Annotated in this window: 13 protein-coding genes, 1 tRNA gene and 6 pseudogenes; 15 read left to right on the top strand and 5 right to left on the bottom strand. The window is 50.8% G+C overall.

The window, feature by feature from the left end; translation table 11 throughout:
- Positions 1-9: 9 nt before the first annotated feature.
- Together JCM16496_RS03820 and JCM16496_RS03815 are read right to left on the bottom strand one after the other, a co-directional pair.
- On the bottom strand, positions 10-768 hold the full coding sequence (locus JCM16496_RS03820) for a LytR/AlgR family response regulator transcription factor (RefSeq protein WP_025832423.1): 759 nt from the start codon (positions 766-768) through the stop codon (positions 10-12).
- Positions 769-1096: 328 nt separating this feature from the next.
- Positions 1097-2002, bottom strand: coding sequence for a DUF6268 family outer membrane beta-barrel protein (locus tag JCM16496_RS03815; RefSeq protein ID WP_025832421.1), 906 nt, complete (start codon positions 2000-2002; stop codon positions 1097-1099).
- A 246-nt stretch (positions 2003-2248) separates the two neighbouring features.
- Here JCM16496_RS03815 and JCM16496_RS03810 point away from each other — a divergent pair.
- A pseudogene (locus JCM16496_RS03810) lies at positions 2249-2688 on the top strand (DUF6078 family protein).
- 208 nt (positions 2689-2896) lie between these two features.
- On the opposite strand, the gene JCM16496_RS03805 reads toward JCM16496_RS03810, so the two are convergent.
- Positions 2897-3748 carry a PepSY-like domain-containing protein gene (locus JCM16496_RS03805; protein ID WP_005834354.1) on the bottom strand — a complete coding sequence of 284 codons (852 nt, stop codon included), beginning with the start codon at positions 3746-3748 and terminating at the stop codon, positions 2897-2899.
- A 166-nt stretch (positions 3749-3914) separates the two neighbouring features.
- Here JCM16496_RS03805 and metG point away from each other — a divergent pair.
- The 4 genes and pseudogenes from metG to JCM16496_RS23425 all read left to right on the top strand — a co-directional run.
- Positions 3915-5953: pseudogene (metG, locus tag JCM16496_RS03800) on the top strand (methionine--tRNA ligase).
- 92 nt (positions 5954-6045) lie between these two features.
- Positions 6046-7490: pseudogene (gene wzx, locus JCM16496_RS03795) on the top strand (O-glycosylation flippase).
- On the top strand, positions 7487-8410 hold the full coding sequence (locus JCM16496_RS03790) for a beta-1,6-N-acetylglucosaminyltransferase (protein WP_025832419.1): 924 nt from the start codon (positions 7487-7489) through the stop codon (positions 8408-8410). The pseudogene wzx and the gene JCM16496_RS03790 overlap by 4 nt, the downstream one beginning before the upstream one ends.
- Positions 8407-8964: pseudogene (locus JCM16496_RS23425) on the top strand (glycosyltransferase family 2 protein); the annotation flags it as partial. The gene JCM16496_RS03790 and the pseudogene JCM16496_RS23425, both read left to right, overlap by 4 nt.
- Before the next feature lie 156 nt (positions 8965-9120).
- On the opposite strand, the gene JCM16496_RS23420 reads toward JCM16496_RS23425, so the two are convergent.
- Positions 9121-9315 carry a hypothetical protein gene (locus tag JCM16496_RS23420; RefSeq protein WP_244440226.1) on the bottom strand — a complete coding sequence of 65 codons (195 nt, stop codon included), beginning with the start codon at positions 9313-9315 and terminating at the stop codon, positions 9121-9123.
- Between the two features lie 31 nt (positions 9316-9346).
- Here JCM16496_RS23420 and JCM16496_RS03775 point away from each other — a divergent pair.
- The 4 genes and pseudogenes from JCM16496_RS03775 (at position 9347) to JCM16496_RS03760 (ending at position 12922) form a co-directional block, all read left to right on the top strand.
- Positions 9347-10259: pseudogene (locus tag JCM16496_RS03775) on the top strand (glycosyltransferase).
- Positions 10260-10342: 83 nt separating this feature from the next.
- A complete protein-coding gene (locus tag JCM16496_RS03770) occupies positions 10343-10921 on the top strand; it encodes an ORF6N domain-containing protein (protein ID WP_025832415.1) in 579 nt (192 codons plus the stop codon).
- Positions 10918-12183, top strand: coding sequence for a glycosyltransferase family 4 protein (locus JCM16496_RS03765; RefSeq protein WP_025832412.1), 1266 nt, complete (start codon positions 10918-10920; stop codon positions 12181-12183). Before JCM16496_RS03770 ends, JCM16496_RS03765 begins: the two co-directional genes overlap by 4 nt.
- Positions 12176-12922, top strand: a complete 747-nt coding sequence (locus JCM16496_RS03760; RefSeq protein ID WP_025832410.1) for a glycosyltransferase family 2 protein — start codon at positions 12176-12178, stop codon at positions 12920-12922. The genes JCM16496_RS03765 and JCM16496_RS03760 overlap by 8 nt, the downstream gene beginning before the upstream one ends.
- A gap of 265 nt (positions 12923-13187) precedes the next feature.
- On the opposite strand, the gene JCM16496_RS03755 is transcribed toward JCM16496_RS03760, so the two are convergent.
- Positions 13188-13904, bottom strand: coding sequence for an SIR2 family NAD-dependent protein deacylase (locus JCM16496_RS03755; protein ID WP_025832408.1), 717 nt, complete (start codon positions 13902-13904; stop codon positions 13188-13190).
- Positions 13905-14086: 182 nt separating this feature from the next.
- Between JCM16496_RS03755 and bamJ (JCM16496_RS03750) the strand changes: the two genes are divergently transcribed.
- The 6 genes and pseudogenes from bamJ (JCM16496_RS03750) to JCM16496_RS03725 all read left to right on the top strand — a co-directional run.
- A complete protein-coding gene (gene bamJ / locus JCM16496_RS03750; protein ID WP_005830842.1) occupies positions 14087-14680 on the top strand; it encodes a BamJ family beta-barrel-assembly machinery protein in 594 nt (197 codons plus the stop codon).
- A gap of 18 nt (positions 14681-14698) precedes the next feature.
- On the top strand, positions 14699-15565 hold the full coding sequence (gene bamJ / locus JCM16496_RS03745; protein WP_025832406.1) for a BamJ family beta-barrel-assembly machinery protein: 867 nt from the start codon (positions 14699-14701) through the stop codon (positions 15563-15565).
- 230 nt (positions 15566-15795) lie between these two features.
- Complete coding sequence (locus JCM16496_RS03740) at positions 15796-16260, top strand: Lrp/AsnC family transcriptional regulator (protein ID WP_005830846.1); 465 nt, start codon at positions 15796-15798, stop codon at positions 16258-16260.
- Positions 16261-16269: 9 nt separating this feature from the next.
- Positions 16270-16581, top strand: a complete 312-nt coding sequence (locus tag JCM16496_RS03735) for a DUF4491 family protein (protein ID WP_005830847.1) — start codon at positions 16270-16272, stop codon at positions 16579-16581.
- Between the two features lie 92 nt (positions 16582-16673).
- Positions 16674-16747, top strand: a tRNA-Ile gene (locus tag JCM16496_RS03730).
- 222 nt (positions 16748-16969) lie between these two features.
- A pseudogene (locus JCM16496_RS03725) lies at positions 16970-17098 on the top strand (Na+-translocating decarboxylase subunit beta); the annotation flags it as partial.
- Positions 17099-17120 lie beyond the last annotated feature (22 nt).

The raw sequence follows: 17120 nt of genomic DNA, 5'->3' as shown, positions 1-17120 counted from the left end.
GCTTATAACTCATACCACTCCGTCCACCCATTTCAAGAAATCGGCCACGCGACTGCGGCTCACCAATACCTCGTGCGGGCACTCCGGCTCGAAGTAAAGCTTCAAGCGACTGCCGAAGTACCTGGAACTCTTCCGGATGGACCTAATATTGGATATGCAGCTCCTTGAAACCCTAAAGAAAACATCCCTATCCAGCATTCCCTCCAACTGGTCCAGCGAGTAGCTGATGATATACCGTTTCCCGGAGAAGAGGTGCAGATAAGTCAGCTTATCCTCACTATAAAAGAAAGCGACATCCGGAGTTTCTACGTAGCGGAAAGTATCGCCCACCTGCACCAGAAAACGGTTCTTCTTGTTGGCTGCCAAGTAGCCGAGTTCCAGTTGCCGATATTCGGGAGCCGCAGAACGGAGGGTACTGTTACGCTCGAACTTGCACAAGGCTGCTTCAAGGTCGCTTTCTTCAATGGGTTTCAGCAGATAGTCGATGCTGTTTACCTTGAAAGCCTTGATGGCATATTCGTCGTAGGCGGTGGTGAAGATAACGGGTAAATCGACGGGGCACTGCTCGAATATCTCAAAGCTCAACCCGTCGGACAAGCGGATATCTACAATCATCAAGTCCAGGCTGCCCTGGCGCAAGAGAAGTACAGCCTGCTCCACGCTCTCTGCCCAGCCCGCCAACTGCCAGGCAGGGCGCAGCCGTTGCATCATCCGCTTCAGCTCTTCGTAGGCGAAGCGCTCATCTTCTACTAATAAATACTTTACCATAAAAATCAGTTTGTACTATAATAGTAAATAAGTTTTGATAATTAACTGATATCTTAGTAGTATCTCAAATTCTCCTCCTCCGGGGAGGTTGCTCTCCCCCGATAACGGGGGAGGTGGAGGGGGTGAGTACCCGCAGGGGGAGGTGGTAGCGTCACACAGGGATTGTATCTCTCTCTCATTGCATTATGCTCTCTACCACCCCACCCTACGGGCACCCCTCCTCCCAGGAGGAGGGGAATTAAGATACTATCAGATACTTAAAGCGTCTGTTAGGCGTCTACAAATATACGACTTTACCCCTCACCCCCTCCTGCAAGACGAAGAGTTTTTAAAAACCATACCTGAATCCCGCCGTCAGGCGCAGAGTCGGTCTGAAGCAGGGCTCGTCCTCATCGTTCTTGAAGTTATTGAGAAAACCTTTCAAACTGCGGTCCGACATACTTATCCCGCGTATCCAGTTACCGCCCACTCCCAGATAAACAGCCGTCCTCCTGCTCAACTGGTACGAAGGACTGATGTATGACCTCAGCATGACGGTAGAATAGATTTTCGATTTCCCGTCGACTTCCATCACGGCAGACATGCCGTCCATATCGAGGGCGGTCAGTTCCAGCTTCAACTTCTTGTTCAGCCAGGTGGCGACGGACACTTTCATGCCGCTGGACATATCCACTTTCAGCTCATACCTGCCGGCATTCCTCCAGCTGAAGTACATCATGGGCAGTATCATCGGGATACCGTAAGAGTTCGTCAACCCCGCACCGATGCCCAGGTCGAGGTTCTTCCGCAGTTTATAGACAAAGATGATTGCGCCATTAGCCAGTAGGGTCTTCATGGAAACCCCGTCCAACGGGGCATAGACACCGCCGCCCACAGAGGCTATGATACTCCACTTGTCGGACAGGGGACGGATGTGGGAGATATTCAGACTGGCATTCAGCAGATTGTCCGGATTCAACTCCCGCGCCTGCCCCTTATTATGGAATACGCCATAGGCAGCATTGACGGTTGCCGACCACGCCACCAGCCTGCCCTTGTCGTCATGCCTGACGGAAAGCGGCAGGTTATACCTTCCCGATACCATCATCAGGCTGCCCGAACCATACTCGTTGCCGAGGTCATCCTTCAACGAACTTTCGGGCAGATAGTCGTAACTGATATAGCCTTGCCCCCGGCAGCAGAACGGCCACGCCGCAAGCCACAACACCAATAGAATCACAGAGTTTGTCTTCATGGGAATATGCAAATGTTTTCTGCAAATATAGTCCTGCGGCAAGTAAGCGGGAAGCATTTACGGACGGGGTGCGGAATGGGGAAGACGAAATGCGGAAACCGGAAGGCGGAATGATTCCATGTTTTACGTTACGCATTTCACGTTACGTAAAATACATAATATTTTCGGGATAAAACAAATATCAGGTGAAGCACCCATCAATCTCCAAACTAATTGTACCTTTGCGGAACTTTAAACAAAAAAATGATGAAAGAAGAAACTTTCGATTATTCCAAAGTTCCCCATAACTTCGGCTTATGCGCTACTGACACATGCCTTATACTGACACCTGCCTGCGCCGGATTGCATATACGTATGCACCCTCAAACAACATCTTCCTATATGTACTGAATCCGAAAGCAATAGAGTCCACAGCGGGAAAATGCAAATATTATTGCTCGAATAAGAAAGTGCGCTATGCCAAAGGCTTTATCCATACGGCAGAAGCCATCTCTGTCGGCCAGTCCGGCACGTTCCGCTACCGGCTCATCGGCTTATGGGGTATCCGAAGATATTATCAGAAGCGGAAAGGGGAAACTTTGCTCTCACCAACCGAGCAGCAACAAGTCATTGCAATTGCCCGTAACTTAGGACTCCAACGGGCGGAGTACTTCGACGCTTATGTAGAAGAGTACGACTTCACATGACGGCTCCGGTCACCTCACATGATAACTCCGGTTACCCCAAACGGTAACTTCATTTACACTACGAGGTAAAAGGCTTTACACTATGGTGTAACGACCGTTACAATATGGAGTAACGGCCGTTACACCCTATGGTAAACTGCTTTACATTAGAAGGTAAACAAGCGGTAAATACAATACGCTGATTTAAAGGGAAGTATTCAGTATAAGATTATGGCAGTATTTCACCTTCCGCTGTCACCTTTACGTAGATTTCCCTTTCCCCTTGCTCCATCTCTACCAAAAAGTAACTGCCATCGGGAGTCTCAATAAAGTCGGCATCATCAATGACATAACCGGGATGGGCAGCCGTAACGGCGTTCTTCACTACATCCTCCAGATGTCTCTTACTGATATCCCAGATAGTATAGGCCCATGCACCCTCAGCGGTGAACATCACATCCTTGCTGATACTTCCGTGCACGATTTCGACTTCCGTCATACCGTTCTTTTCTTTTTCAATATCCACAATGCGGGCATTGGGATATTTCTCTGCTATAAAATCTTTGATGGCAGCGGAAATATCAGAAGGGAGATAATCTTCGGGAGAACCGCCGTTGTGCGCATCGGCCACTTCCTTCACCAGAATGCCGTCCTCCGAATAATAGAGGTCCATTTCCTGATTACCTTTCTCCACTTCGATGATGTAGACAACAGCCATTTCCTTACGTTCCAGCTTGTCTACATCTTCCACCTTCCATACATTATAATAGGTACTACTCTCGTAAGAGCTTCTCACCGGAGCGGGAAGGTCTGCATAACGGAGGTCGGTTTCGGTCATCTGCCATACACCGTCTTTGGTGAACCAGGCCTCCTTTTCGAAATTGTCCTCATGGAAATCAGCCACATAATATGCACCTTTTGTTTCCCATTCTATACGCTGGGCATTGGGATGCTCCTTGGCCAACGCATTACTCAGTTCCGCGGGCACGGAGATTCCGTCGTTGTCGTCATCATCACAGCTTTGCAAGGCAAAGGCAAACACGCCTAACGCCAATAATAAGAAGTACTTTTCCAGTTTCATAGTCATTTCGTTTTTTTACATTATCAATACCAAGTTTGTTCATTTTGTATGGCAAAGATGAAGCCTAAATCTGGAAAGAATCTGGAAGAATACTCATATTTTGCAGAAAACAGCTATCTTTGTGCCACTAAAAGCGTTCATAACAAAAGAGATACATAATAACACAATGGAAAAGAAATTCAAACGTACACCGTGACCTCGGCATTGCCGTATGCCAACGGCCCGGTTCATATCGGACACCTGGCAGGCGTTTATGTTCCTGCCGACATCTACGTCCGCTACCTGCGACTGAAAAAGGAAGATGTAATCTTCATCGGCGGCTCCGACGAACACGGAGTGCCCATCACCATCCGCGCCAAGAAGGAAGGCATCACCCCGCAAGACGTGGTGGACCGCTATCATACGCTTATAAAGAAGTCTTTCGAAGAGTTCGGCGTCTCCTTCGACGTGTACAGCCGTACTACCTCAAAGACGCATCACGACACGGCTTCCGACTTCTTCCGCAAGCTGTACGATAAGGGAGAATTCATCGAAAAGACCAGCATGCAGTATTACGACGAAGAAGCCAAGACCTTCCTTGCCGACCGCTACATCACCGGCGAGTGCCCCCACTGCCATGCCGAAGGCGCTTACGGCGACCAATGCGAGAAGTGCGGCACCAGCCTCAGCCCCACGGACCTGATTAATCCGAAGAGTGCCATCAGCGGCAGCCAGCCCGTGATGCGTGAGACGAAGCACTGGTATCTGCCGCTGGACAAACACGAGGAATGCTTCGCCAATGGATTCTGGAAGACCATAAGGAGTGGCGTCCCAATGTTTATGGCCAATGCAAGAGCTGGCTCGACATGGGCTTGCAGCCGCGTGCCGTGAGCCGCGACCTGGATTGGGGTATTCCCGTTCCCGTAGAGGGTGCCGAGGGCAAAGTGCTCTATGTATGGTTCGACGCCCCTATCGGCTACATCAGCAACACCAAAGAGTTGCTGCCCGACACATGGGAGAAATGGTGGAAAGACCCCGAAACGCGTCTGGTACACTTCATCGGAAAAGACAATATCGTGTTCCACTGCATCGTGTTCCCCGCCATGCTGAAGGCAGAGTAGCTACATCCTGCCGGACAACGTGCCGAGCAACGAGTTCCTGAACCTGGAGGGCGACAAGATTTCCACTTCACGCAACTGGGCGGTATGGCTGCACGAGTATCTCGTTGACTTCCCCGGCAAGCAGGATGTGCTGCGCTACGTGCTGACCGCCAACGCACCGGAGACAAAAGACAACGACTTCACCTGGAAGGACTTCCAGGCACGTAATAACAACGAGCTGGTTGCCGTTTATGGCAACTTCGTGAACCGCGCCCTGCAACTCACCAAGAAGTACTTCGACAGCGTAGTGCCCGCCGCAGGCGAACTGAACGACTACGACCGCGAGACGCTGAAAGAATTTGCCGACGTCAAGGCAGAGGTAGAGAAGTTGCTGGATGTATTCAAGTTCCGCGACGCACAGAAGGAAGCGATGAACCTTGCCCGTATCGGAAACAAATACCTTGCCGACACCGAGCCGTGGAAGCTTGCCAAGACGGACATGGAGCGCGTAGCCACCATCCTCCATATATCGTTGCAGTTGGTTGCCAACCTCGCCATCGCCTTCGAACCGTTCCTGCCCTTCAGCAGCGAGAAGCTTCGCAAGATGCTGAACATGGACAGCTTTGACTGGGCAGAGCTGGGACACACCGACTTGCTGCCTGCCGGACATCAGCTGGGCACCCCCGAACTGCTGTTCGAAAAGATAGAGGACGACGTCATCCAGGCACAAGTGGACAAGCTGCTTGCCACCAAGAAGGCAAACGAAGCCGCCACCTACAAGGCAAACCCCATCAAGCCGACCATTGCCTTCGAAGATTTTGAAAAGCTGGATATCCGCGTAGGTACAGTGCTTGAATGCGAAGCTGTACCCAAGATGAAGAAGCTGCTGAAGTTCAAGATTGCTGACGGATTGGAAAACCGTACCATCGTCAGCGGCATTGCCCAGCACTACAAACCGGAAGAACTGGTAGGCAAGCAAGTGCTGTTCATCGCCAACCTCGCTCCGCGCCAATTCAAGAACGGGCTGGTAAGTGAGGGAATGATTCTCTCTGCCGAGAATTATGACGGCTCGCTGGCGGTGACTTCACTGCTGAAAGAGGTGAAGCCGGGCAGCGAGGTGAAATAAAACAGTAACAAGGTAACGAGTTAACAAGGCTACAAGGAGGAAAGAAAAGTCTCGTAGCCTTGTTGACTCGTTGCTTTATCAACCAATAAACTATGTCCGATACATCACTCAAAGAAAAAACAGCCAAAGGCCTCTTCTGGGGAGGATTCAGCAACGGCATACAGCAGTTGTTGAATCTGGGATTCGGAATAGTCCTTGCCCGTCTGCTGGATGCTTCGGATTATGGTATGGTAGGGATGCTTACCATCTTCTCCGCCATTGCCGCCGCCTTGCAGGAGGGTGGGTTCATTTCGGCACTGACCAACCGGAAGGAGACTTTGCACAAGGATTACAACGCCGTGTTCTGGTTCAGCCTGATGTGCAGCACTACTATATATATATTACTCTTCTTTGCCGCACCGCTGATTGCCGACTTCTACGATACGCCCGAACTGATACCGCTGTCCCGCCTTTCCTTCTTGGGATTCGTCATTTCCAGTATGAGCATTGCACCGAGGGCATATCTATTCAAGAACCTCAGAATCAAGGACACTACCGTCATTTCTATTTCAAGTCTGATAGTCTCCGGCATTGTGGGCATCACATTGGCGGCAAACGGATTCGCTTATTGGGGAATTGCACTGCAAAGCATCTCTTTCATCACCGTAATGACGATTCTTAACTTCTACTTCTCGCGTTGGAGACCCCGCTTCCGGTTCGACTTTACACCCATCAGGGAGATGATAGGATTCAGCAGCAAGATAATCATTACGAATATCTTCACCATCATCAATAACAATCTGTTTTCCGTCTTGCTGGGTAAGTTCTATTCGGAACGGGAAGTGGGTAACTTTACGCAGGCAAACAAGTGGAACGGCATGGGACATACCACGATTACGGGCATGATAAACGGCATTGCACAGCCCGTCTTTACCCGTGTTGCCGATGACAAGGCACGGCAACTTGCCGTATTCAGAAAGCTGTTGCGCTTCACCGCCTTTATCTCTTTCCCCGCCATGCTGGGACTGAGTTTGGTTTCGAAAGAGCTGATTGTCATAGCCATTACGGAGAAATGGCTGGAGAGTGCCGACATCATGCAGATGCTCTGCATCTGGGGGGCATTCATCCCCGTCATCAATCTGTTCTCCAACCTGCTCATCAGCCGGGGGCATTCTTCTATCTATATGTGGAGCACCATCAGCCTGAGTCTGTTGCAAATAGTGGCAACGTGTGCCATGTACCCATACGGGCTGGAGTGGATGCTGCGCATTTTCGTTGCCATCAATATCGGCTGGCTGTTTGTCTGGTTCCACTTTGTCAAGAAGGAGATAGGGTTGGCGCTGCGCGATATGCTGAAAGACATCTCCCCCTATCTGGCAATATCCATCGCATTGGTCACGCTGACACATTATGCCACGCTGCCCATTGAGAACCCCTATCTGGCTTAGCGGCCAAGGTGGTGATGGTGGCAGGACTCTACGCGCTGATATTGTGGAAGCTGCAATCCGTCATCTTCAAGGAAAGCATCGAATTCCTTTTAAAGAAAAGAAGAATATGAGCCGCATAGCCTATGTCATATCCGCCTATAAGGATGCCCCGCACTTGGCACGTTTGGTAAGGGCGCTGGATGATGATGCCGATTTCTATGTACACATAGACGCAAAGGCAGACATCGCGCCGTTCGAGGAGGCATTGAGGGGCAAGGTTACGTTTGTCCCACGCCACTGGGTGAGCTGGGGAGGTTGGGAGCAAGTGGAATACCAGAAAGAACTGTTGGCTGCCGTCATTCACAGCGGCATGGCATATACCCGCGTAGTATGCCTCACCGGGCAAGACTATCCCCTGTGGGCGAATGAAAAAATTCACCGCTACTTCAACGAGCATCGGGACACGGAGTTCATCGCCGCCATGAACCTGAGCCGCAGCAACAACAGGCAGCAACGCTCCAAAATAGAGCATTACCACTTCTTCCGCGACTTGAAGTGGAACAACCTTTGGTTGAAGAACAAGCTGATTGTGGCTTCGCGCTGCCTGATGAAGCTGTTGCCCATCCGTAAGGCAGACACGCTGCGGATAGGGGATAATCCCAAGGCGGAGGTCTATTTCGGCTCCGACTATTGGGCACTGACCATGCCTTGCACGCACTATGTGCACGATGTGCTCTGCAAGGAGTACGGCAGGCTGAAGTCTTACTTCAAGACCAGCTTCGTCCCCAGCGAACTGTGCATACAGACCATCGTGTTCAACTCTCCCTTTGCCGCCCGGGCGCAACTGCATACGGAAGAGTACGGAGGGCTCTTTACGCTGACGCCCCTACATTATATAATATATGGCAAGGAGATTAAGACCATGACACTGGATGACCTGCCTGCCCTAAAACAATCGGGCAAGATGTTCTGCCGGAAGGTGGTGAGCGGCTCGTCGGACGCCCTCGTGGAACAGCTCAATTCAACCGACTTAAAACAGACCGACGCATGAAAACATTAGTCATCATCGTATCCTATAACTTTGAGCGTTGGATGGACCGCTGCTTAGGCAGCCTGCGGCAGTCGGAATATCCTGCCGACGTCATCGTGGTGGACAATAACTCGCAAGACCACACGGTCCGGCTCATCAAGAAACGGTATCCCGAAGTGCGCCTCATCGAAGCCGGAACGAACCTCGGCTTCGGGCGTGCCAACAATCTCGGCATGACGATTGCCCTGGACGAAGGGTATGATGCCGTATTCCTGCTGAACCAGGATGCGTGGATTGCCCCCGACACCCTCGGCACCTTGGCACAACTCAGCCGACAGCATCCGGAGTATGGCATTCTTTCGCCTACCCACCTCACGGGCAGCGGCGATAGGTTGGAGAAAGGATTTGCCGCCTATGCCGAGCTGCAAGAGACGGAGATTGCGCCTTCCTCCTCCTCTGCCGAAGCCCTCCGTCCTATCTCTTTCGTCAATGCCGCCTTTTGGTTTATACCTACTGATGTATTGAGGCGGATTGGCGGCTTCTGTCCCTTGTTCTACCACTACGGGGAAGACGTGGACTACATCAACCGCCTGCACTATCACGACTATCGGGTGGGCTACTCGCCAACGGTATTCGGATGCCACGACCGCGAGAACCGTCCTGTCACCCGTGCCGCCTTCCTCCGTTCGGAACAGGTATATCTGTTGTCGGAATATGCCAATCTGCATTACTCATTCCCCAAAGCCTTTGCCTACGGAGTATTGGCAAGCGTCAAGAAAGCATTGCAGGCAGGACTGAAGAATGGAGCAAAGGGAGTAAATGGCGCTTTTGCCTATCTGGAAATAACCGCCCGGCTCTTGGGAGAGACAAAAGCCGTCATCGGCTATCGCCGGAAGAACAAGCAACAGGCAGGTGGTATCTGCCATAAAATAGTATTCATATATAAAAGAAGAAACCATGAAATCCTATTCCCCCATCCTGCTATTCACCTACAACCGCCCCGCGCACACCCGGCAACTGGTGGAAAGCCTGCTTGCCAACCGGGAAGCAGCAGACAGTCCCCTCATCATCTACTCCGATGCCGCCCGCGACGACAGCCGGCAGCCGGAAGTGGACGAAGTGCGCCGCTACCTGCACACCATCAGCGGCTTCCGCTCCATCGAAATCATAGAGCGGGCAGAGAACCGGGGACTAGCAAACAACATCATCGACGGCGTGACCACGCAAATAGACCGCTACGGACGGGTCATCGTGCTGGAAGACGACCTCATCGTGGCTCCCTACTTCCTGCGCTTCATGAACGATGCCCTCGACACTTATCAGGACGAACCCCGTGTAGGCCATATCCAGGCATGCGACTTCACGCAAGACCCTACCCTGCCCGATACGTTCCTCATCAAGTGGACCGGCAGCTGGGGATGGGCACCTGGAAACGTGTCTGGCAGCACTTCAACCCCGATGGCAAGGCGCTGTTGCAGCAGTTGGAGGCACGCAAGCTGACCCGCACTTTCGACTTCGACGGCACCTACCGCTTCACCCGCATGCTGCGTCAGCAAACCGAGGGAAAGAACAACTCGTGGGCGATACGCTGGAATGCCAGTCTGTTCCTTGCCGATATCCTTTCACTGAATGTAGGCCGTTCATTGGTCCGCAACAACGGTTTCGACGGTACCGGCACCAACTGCGGTGGCGGTGGGCTGTACGACTCATCGCTTTGGTTGAAGCCGCTACCCGTAAAAAAAATCAGCCGATTACCGAGAACCTGGAAGCACGCCGCTGCTTTGCCCGCTACTACCATCGCACCAACTGCTTCTGGGCAAAGGCGCTGAGGAGAATAAAACGTACATTGAAAGGAGATTTCGGAGCCTGACCGATACCGTTTCTCCGGGAAAAGCACTACTTTTGTCTCATATTTCCGACAAAAGGGAGATAAGTTGAAGCAAAAGGAACACTATGGAACAAGAAATCATACAAAACCGGATACACGGAGTAAGGGGTGTAAAGGTAATGCTGGATAAGGATTTGGCAGAACTTTATCAAGTAGAAGTCAGAGCATTAAACCAAGCTGTTAAAAGAAACATCAAAAGGTTTCCTTCTGATTCCATGTTTCAACTGACAAAGGAAGAGTGGGACAACTTGAAGTCACAATTTGTGATTTCAAGTTGGGGCGGCACACGCAAACTGCCTTACGCCTTCACCGAGCAAGGCCTTGCCATGCTATCCGGCATCCTGAACAGCGACATCGCCATCTATGTAAACATTGCCATCATGAGAGCTTTCGTTGCCATCCGGCAAGAACTGCCCACAATCAGCAGTAGCCGGGAACTGGAAGACTTGAAACAACGCATGAAGGCCTTAGAGGAAATAAGTGAAGAAACCCTCTCTGCCCTGAACGACCTCTCAGAAGACAGCCGTAGAGAGTTTGACGACATCTACCTCGCCCTGTCGCAATTGTCCCAGAAGAAAATAACGCAACAGCAACCTATCGGTTACAAAGCCATTCAAGAAAGAAGAAACGAACAACAGTCATGAGAGTACTACTTATCAATACATCCGAACGCATCGGCGGCGCAGCCATCGCCGCCAGCCGTCTGATGGAATCACTCAAGAACCACGGCATCAAAGCCAAGCTGCTGGTGCGCGACAAGCAGACCGACCAAATCTCCGTTGTGTCGCTGGACCATAACTGGCGCATGGTGTGGAAGTTCGTCTGGGAGCGCATCGTCATCTGGAGCGCCAACCGCTTCAACAAGAAGAACATCTTTGCCGTAGACATTGCCAACACGGGCACAGACATCACCTCACTGCCCGAATTCCAGCAAGCAGACGTCATCCATCTGCACTGGATAAACCAGGGGATGCTCTCGCTGAAGAACATCGAGAAGATTCTCGCCTCGGGCAAGCCCGTCGTCTGGACCATGCACGACATGTGGCCCTGCACCAGCATCTGTCACCATGCCCGCGAGTGCACCCACTACCAGCAGGAGTGCCACAACTGCCCCTTCATCCACGGAGGTGGAGGCAAACGTGACCTTTCCTACCGCATCTTCCACAAAAAGCAGGCATTGTATCGCAACCGTCACATCAACTTCGTCACCTGCAGCCGCTGGCTGGAAGAACGTGCCCGGACAAGCGCCCTCTTCTGCGGACATGCCGTGACGTGCATCCCCAACCCCATCAACACCAACCTCTTCAAGCCCCGCAACCGGCAGGAAGCCCGCAGCCGTTGCCTACTGCCGCAAGACAAGAAACTCATGTTGTTCGGCTCGGTGAAGATTACGGACAAACGGAAAGGCATCGACTACCTGATAGAATCGTGCCGACTGCTGGCTGACAAGCATCCCGAACTCCGGGAACAGTTGGGTGTCGTCGTCTTCGGCAACCAATCGCAACAACTGGAAAACCTGCTTCCATTCAAGGTCTACCCGCTGAACTTCGTCAGCAACGAACACCAATTGGTGAACATCTACAATGCCGTGGACATCTTCGTGACCCCCTCGCTGGAAGAGAACCTGCCGAACACCATCATGGAAGCCATGGCATGCGGCATTCCCTGCGTCGGATTCAACGTGGGCGGCATCCCCGAGATGATAGACCACCTGCACAACGGCTACGTGGCACAATACAAATCCTCGGAAGACTTTGCCAACGGCATCTACTGGACGCTGACCGAACCCGACTACCCCAGCCTCTCGGAACAAGCCTGCCGGAAAGCCGTCTCCCACTATTCGGAGAACGTCGTCGCCAAGAAATACATTGACCTTTACAACAAAGTGACCGGAAGAAATGCATAACCACCCCACCCCGAAATTCAGCATCATCACCGTGACCTACAATGCCGAAGCGGTACTGGAGGACACGATTCAAAGCGTTATCACGCAAACCTACCACCACGTGGAATACATCATTGTGGACGGTGCGTCCAAAGACGGCACGCTCTCCATTATCGACCGTTACCGCGACCGCATCACCCGCATCGTGAGCGAACCGGACAAGGGACTGTACGACGCCATGAACAAAGGCATCCGCCTTGCCACCGGCGATTACCTCTGCTTCCTCAATGCCGGCGACAGCTTCCACGAGGACGACACCTTGCAGCAGATGGTGCACTCCATCTCCGACAACGAACTGCCCGACGTGCTGTACGGCGAAACGGAGCTGGTAGATAAGGAAGGCCACTTCATCCGCATGCGCCGCCTCGCCGCCCCGGAAGTGCTTACCTGGCGAAGCTTCAAGCAGGGTATGCTGGTCTGCCATCAGGCGTTCTTTGCCAAAGCTTCCCTTGTAGAACCCTACGACCTGCAATACCGCTTCTCCGCCGACTTCGACTGGTGCATCCGGGTGATGAAGAAAGCACGGACCTTGCACAATACCCATCTCACCCTCATCGACTATCTGGAAGAAGGAATGACCACCCAGAACCGGCAAGCATCCCTGCGCGAACGCTTCCGCATCATGGCGCGACATTACGGACTGGCGAGTACCGTAGCCCATCATGCCTGGTTCGTACTACGGGCCGTGATAAAGAAATAGCACAAATTTCAAGGACAAATATACTTTGTTCCCGCAAGACCTATACCTTGCGGGAATCTCCCCTATACCCAGCTCCCTACAGTATAGGAGTGAGTACCCAAAACATCCCCATGTTTTCACCTAAAACATCCGGATGTAATGGGGCAAAACATCCCCATGTTTTGGGGTAAAACATCCGGGTGTTTTGGAGAAAGACATCCGGATGTTCTGCATATTAAGTCCTATACCGTGAGGGGCTAAGTCCTAAGACGTAGGAGATTAAGTCCTAAGGCAAAGGAGGCTGGGTAGCTGCAAGCAGCACCTTCAACTCTTTTACCCCTTCCGAAGCTCCCTTTTGAATGACATGTATCGGACGCATGACGTGCGTGTCCACCGGCTTAGGGTCTATCAGATACACTTCGGCGGCACGGGGCACGTAGTTCAGCAGTCCCGCAGCGGGATAAACGTTCAGGCTGGTGCCGATGATGACGAAGATGTCTGCCTGCTCCACATACCGGATGGCAGTCTCAATCTCCGGCACCGACTCGCCAAACCACACGATGAACGGGCGGAGTTGCGTGCCGTCGCCCGCCTTGTCGCCCAACTTTACTTCATATTCCTCCGGCGCCAGTTCCTTGACGAAATGCGGATTATAAGGGTCGCGGCTGGAACAAACCTTCGTCAGTTCTCCGTGCAAGTGTATCACGTGCGTGCTGCCGGCACGCTCGTGCAGATTATCTACGTTTTGGGTGACGACCGTTACATTGAAATCCCCCTCCAGGTCGGCAACGCCCAGATGCCCGGCATTCGGCACCACATCGAGCAACTGCTTGCGACGTTCGTTATAGAAATTAATGACCAGTTCCGGATTACGTGCATACCCCTCGGGAGTTGCCACCTGCTCCACCGGATATTTGTCCCACAGTCCGCCCGCATCACGGAATGTGCTGATGCCGCTCTCGGCGCTCATACCGGCACCCGACAATATGACCAAGTTCTTCATTTTCTGCTCCTTTCCTTTATTAAAGTAAGACAAATATAAGAAGAATGTTCAAGTTGTGATATAAATAAGAAAAATTAAATACTTAAAAGCCTTATCATTCAAATAAAAGACGTACTTTTGCCATTCGTAAATTTGCAATAGACTGGAAAAGAAACCAATCCGGTCGTCAACAAAAGAATCTTATGGACAAATTCAGTTATGCTATCGGCCTTGGAATAGGTCAGAATCTTTTAAGCATGGGTGCCAAAGGCATTGCAGTAGATGACTTTGCACAAGCAATCAAAGACGTTTTGGAGGGCAACCAGACGGCAATCAGCCATACAGAAGCCCGTGACATCGTCAACAAGTACTTCGCCGAACTGGAGGAGAAGATGAACGCAGCAAACATAGAAGCCGGCAAAAAGTTCCTGGAAGAGAACAAAAAACGCGAGGGAGTTGTTACGCTTCCCAGCGGACTTCAATACGAAGTTATCACAGAAGGAAACGTCGGTCACTATGCCAAAGCAACCGACCAGGTGCAATGCCACTACGAAGGCACACTGATTGACGGAACGCTGTTCGACAGCTCCATCAAGCGCGGCCAGCCTGCCACGTTCGGTGTAAACCAAGTGATACCCGGTTGGGTGGAAGCCCTTCAGCTTATGCCCGAAGGTGCCAAGTGGAAACTCTACATCCCCAGCGACCTGGCATACGGAGCGCAGGGTGCCGGCGAGATGATTCCCCCCCACAGCACGCTCGTATTCGAAGTCGAATTACAGAAAATTTTATCTAAATAAACAACAAGTAAAAGCAAAATGAAAAAAGTAACATTTCTCATGGCTCTTGCAGTAGCTGCCGGTATGGCATCTTGTACTGCTCAAAGTCCGAAAGCTGATTTGAAAACGGACATCGACTCATTATCTTACGCCATCGGTATGGCGCGTACAGAAGGTTTGGACCAGTATCTTGCACAACAAGGCATTGACTCAACCCAGATGTCAGAATTCCTAAAAGGTTTCAACGAAGGCGCAGCCAAAATCGATAAGAAAGACGTGGCTTACATGGCCGGTCTGCAAGTAGGCCAGATGGTCAGCAAGCAATGGGTGGAAGGCTTCAACCAACAAATCTTCGGCAACGACTCTACACAGAGCATCAGCCGCGAAAATCTGCTGGCAGGTTTCGTAGCAGGTGTCATCGGCAAGGGCGGTGCTATGGACATGATGAAAGCTCAAGATTACATGCGCACTCAGATGGATGCCATCAAAGAAAAAGCAACCGCAGAAAAGTATGCCGACAACAAAGCTGCCGGTGAGAAGTTCCTGGCTGAGAACAAGGCTAAAGAAGGTGTAGTAACTACCCCGAGCGGTCTGCAATACAAAATCATCACCAAGGGTAACGGTGCCGTTCCTGCCGACAGCAGCAAGGTGAAAGTAAACTACAAAGGTACGCTGATTGACGGAACAGAATTCGATAGCTCTTACAAGCGCAACGAACCTGCTACTTTCCGTGCCAACCAGGTAATCAAAGGCTGGACAGAGGCCCTCACCATGATGCCCGTCGGCTCTAAGTGGGAACTCTATATCCCCTACGACCTGGCATACGGTTCAAGAGAAACCGGTAGCCAAATCAAGCCGTTCTCTACTTTGATATTCGAAGTGGAACTGCTGGGTATCGAGAAGTAATGTAACAATCCGAAGAGAGGGGCAAAACCCTCTTGATACTTCTTTCAGGCGCGGATTACGAGGAATAACGCGGATTTGGTAAACTAAATCCGTGTATTCCGCGTAATCCGCGCCTTATCGTTACCCCTCACTTTTATTCATTTTTCTGTCCCTTTTTATAGATAAATTAAAATAAAGTCCTATATTTGCTTACTATTTGATAACAACAAGAACTTTACTTATTTACTATTATGGAAAAAATAGACAATCTTGACCGGCAGATTCTGGAAATCATTTCCCAAAATGCCCGTATCCCTTTCAAGGACGTAGCTGCTGAATGTGGCGTGTCACGTGCTGCCATCCATCAACGTGTACAGCGCCTGATTGACCTTGGCGTTATTGTTGGCTCAGGCTATCATGTAAATCCCAAGTCCCTTGGATACAGAACCTGCACTTACGTAGGAATCAAGCTGGAAAAGGGCTCCATGTATAAGACGGTAGTTGCCGAGCTGGGCAAGATTCCCGAAATCGTAGAATGCCACTTCACCACTGGTCCGTACACCATGCTGACCAAGGTATATGCCCGTGACAACGAGCATCTGATGGACTTGCTGAACAACAAGATGCAGGAGATTCCTGGCGTAACCGCTACCGAGACTTTGATTTCCCTGGAACAGAGCATCAAGAAGGAGATTCCTATTTGCCCCGAGAAATAACGAACAACAATGGATTTCTTGAACGAATATCATCTGTCGGGCCTTGTCATAGGTATCTGCACATTCCTCATCATCGGCTTGTTTCACCCCATAGTTGTGAAAGCCGAATATTATTGGGGCACCAAGTGCTGGTGGATTTTCCTTTTACTCGGCATCGGCGGCATCATTGCCTCCCTTTATACGGAGAACATCATGATAGCCTCCCTTTTGGGCGTCTTTGCATTTTCCTCGTTCTGGACCATCAAGGAGATATTCGAGCAGGAAGAACGAGTGAAAAAAGGCTGGTTTCCCAAGAATCCAAAACGGACTTATAAGTTCTAAGGACAAAGGTTATAAGGAATTTTATCCAAAAGTCTTGCATATTTCAATAGAAAATGCTACTTTTGTCCCCGCTATCCAAGCAAGGATGCATCGGACTTGTAGCTCAGTTGGTTAGAGCAACAGACTCATAATCTGGAGGTCCCTGGTTCAAGCCCAGGCTGGTCCACAAAGAAAATAAGCGTTAATTGCAAGAAATCAAGCAGTTAACGCTTTTCTTTTTGTCTTTCGTTATGGGTGGAGGTTGGCTCAAACTAACAGAATTACCTATCTTTTGCAGCATTTGTTTACCGCTTGTTTACCGATAAACAAAAGGATTAATATGCTGACAATCAACGCAGAAATCAAGAAAGACGGACTACGGTCTGATGGTACTTACAACGTAAAGCTAAGAAGGATAGTAAGCAAGGGCAACCCCAATTCCTTCATCTTGGGAGATGCCCTGGGTGCTAATATTTCAGGAGTAATCACTTCGACCATCATTACGGGTATCTATATTACTATAATTCCCTATCTGTAGCCTGCGTAGTGGGTTTAGGTGA

It is taken from the genome of Bacteroides rodentium JCM 16496 (genome assembly GCF_000614125.1).
In the GTDB taxonomy this organism is placed as follows: domain Bacteria; phylum Bacteroidota; class Bacteroidia; order Bacteroidales; family Bacteroidaceae; genus Bacteroides; species Bacteroides rodentium.
This window is presented reverse-complemented; position numbering and strand designations above follow the sequence as displayed.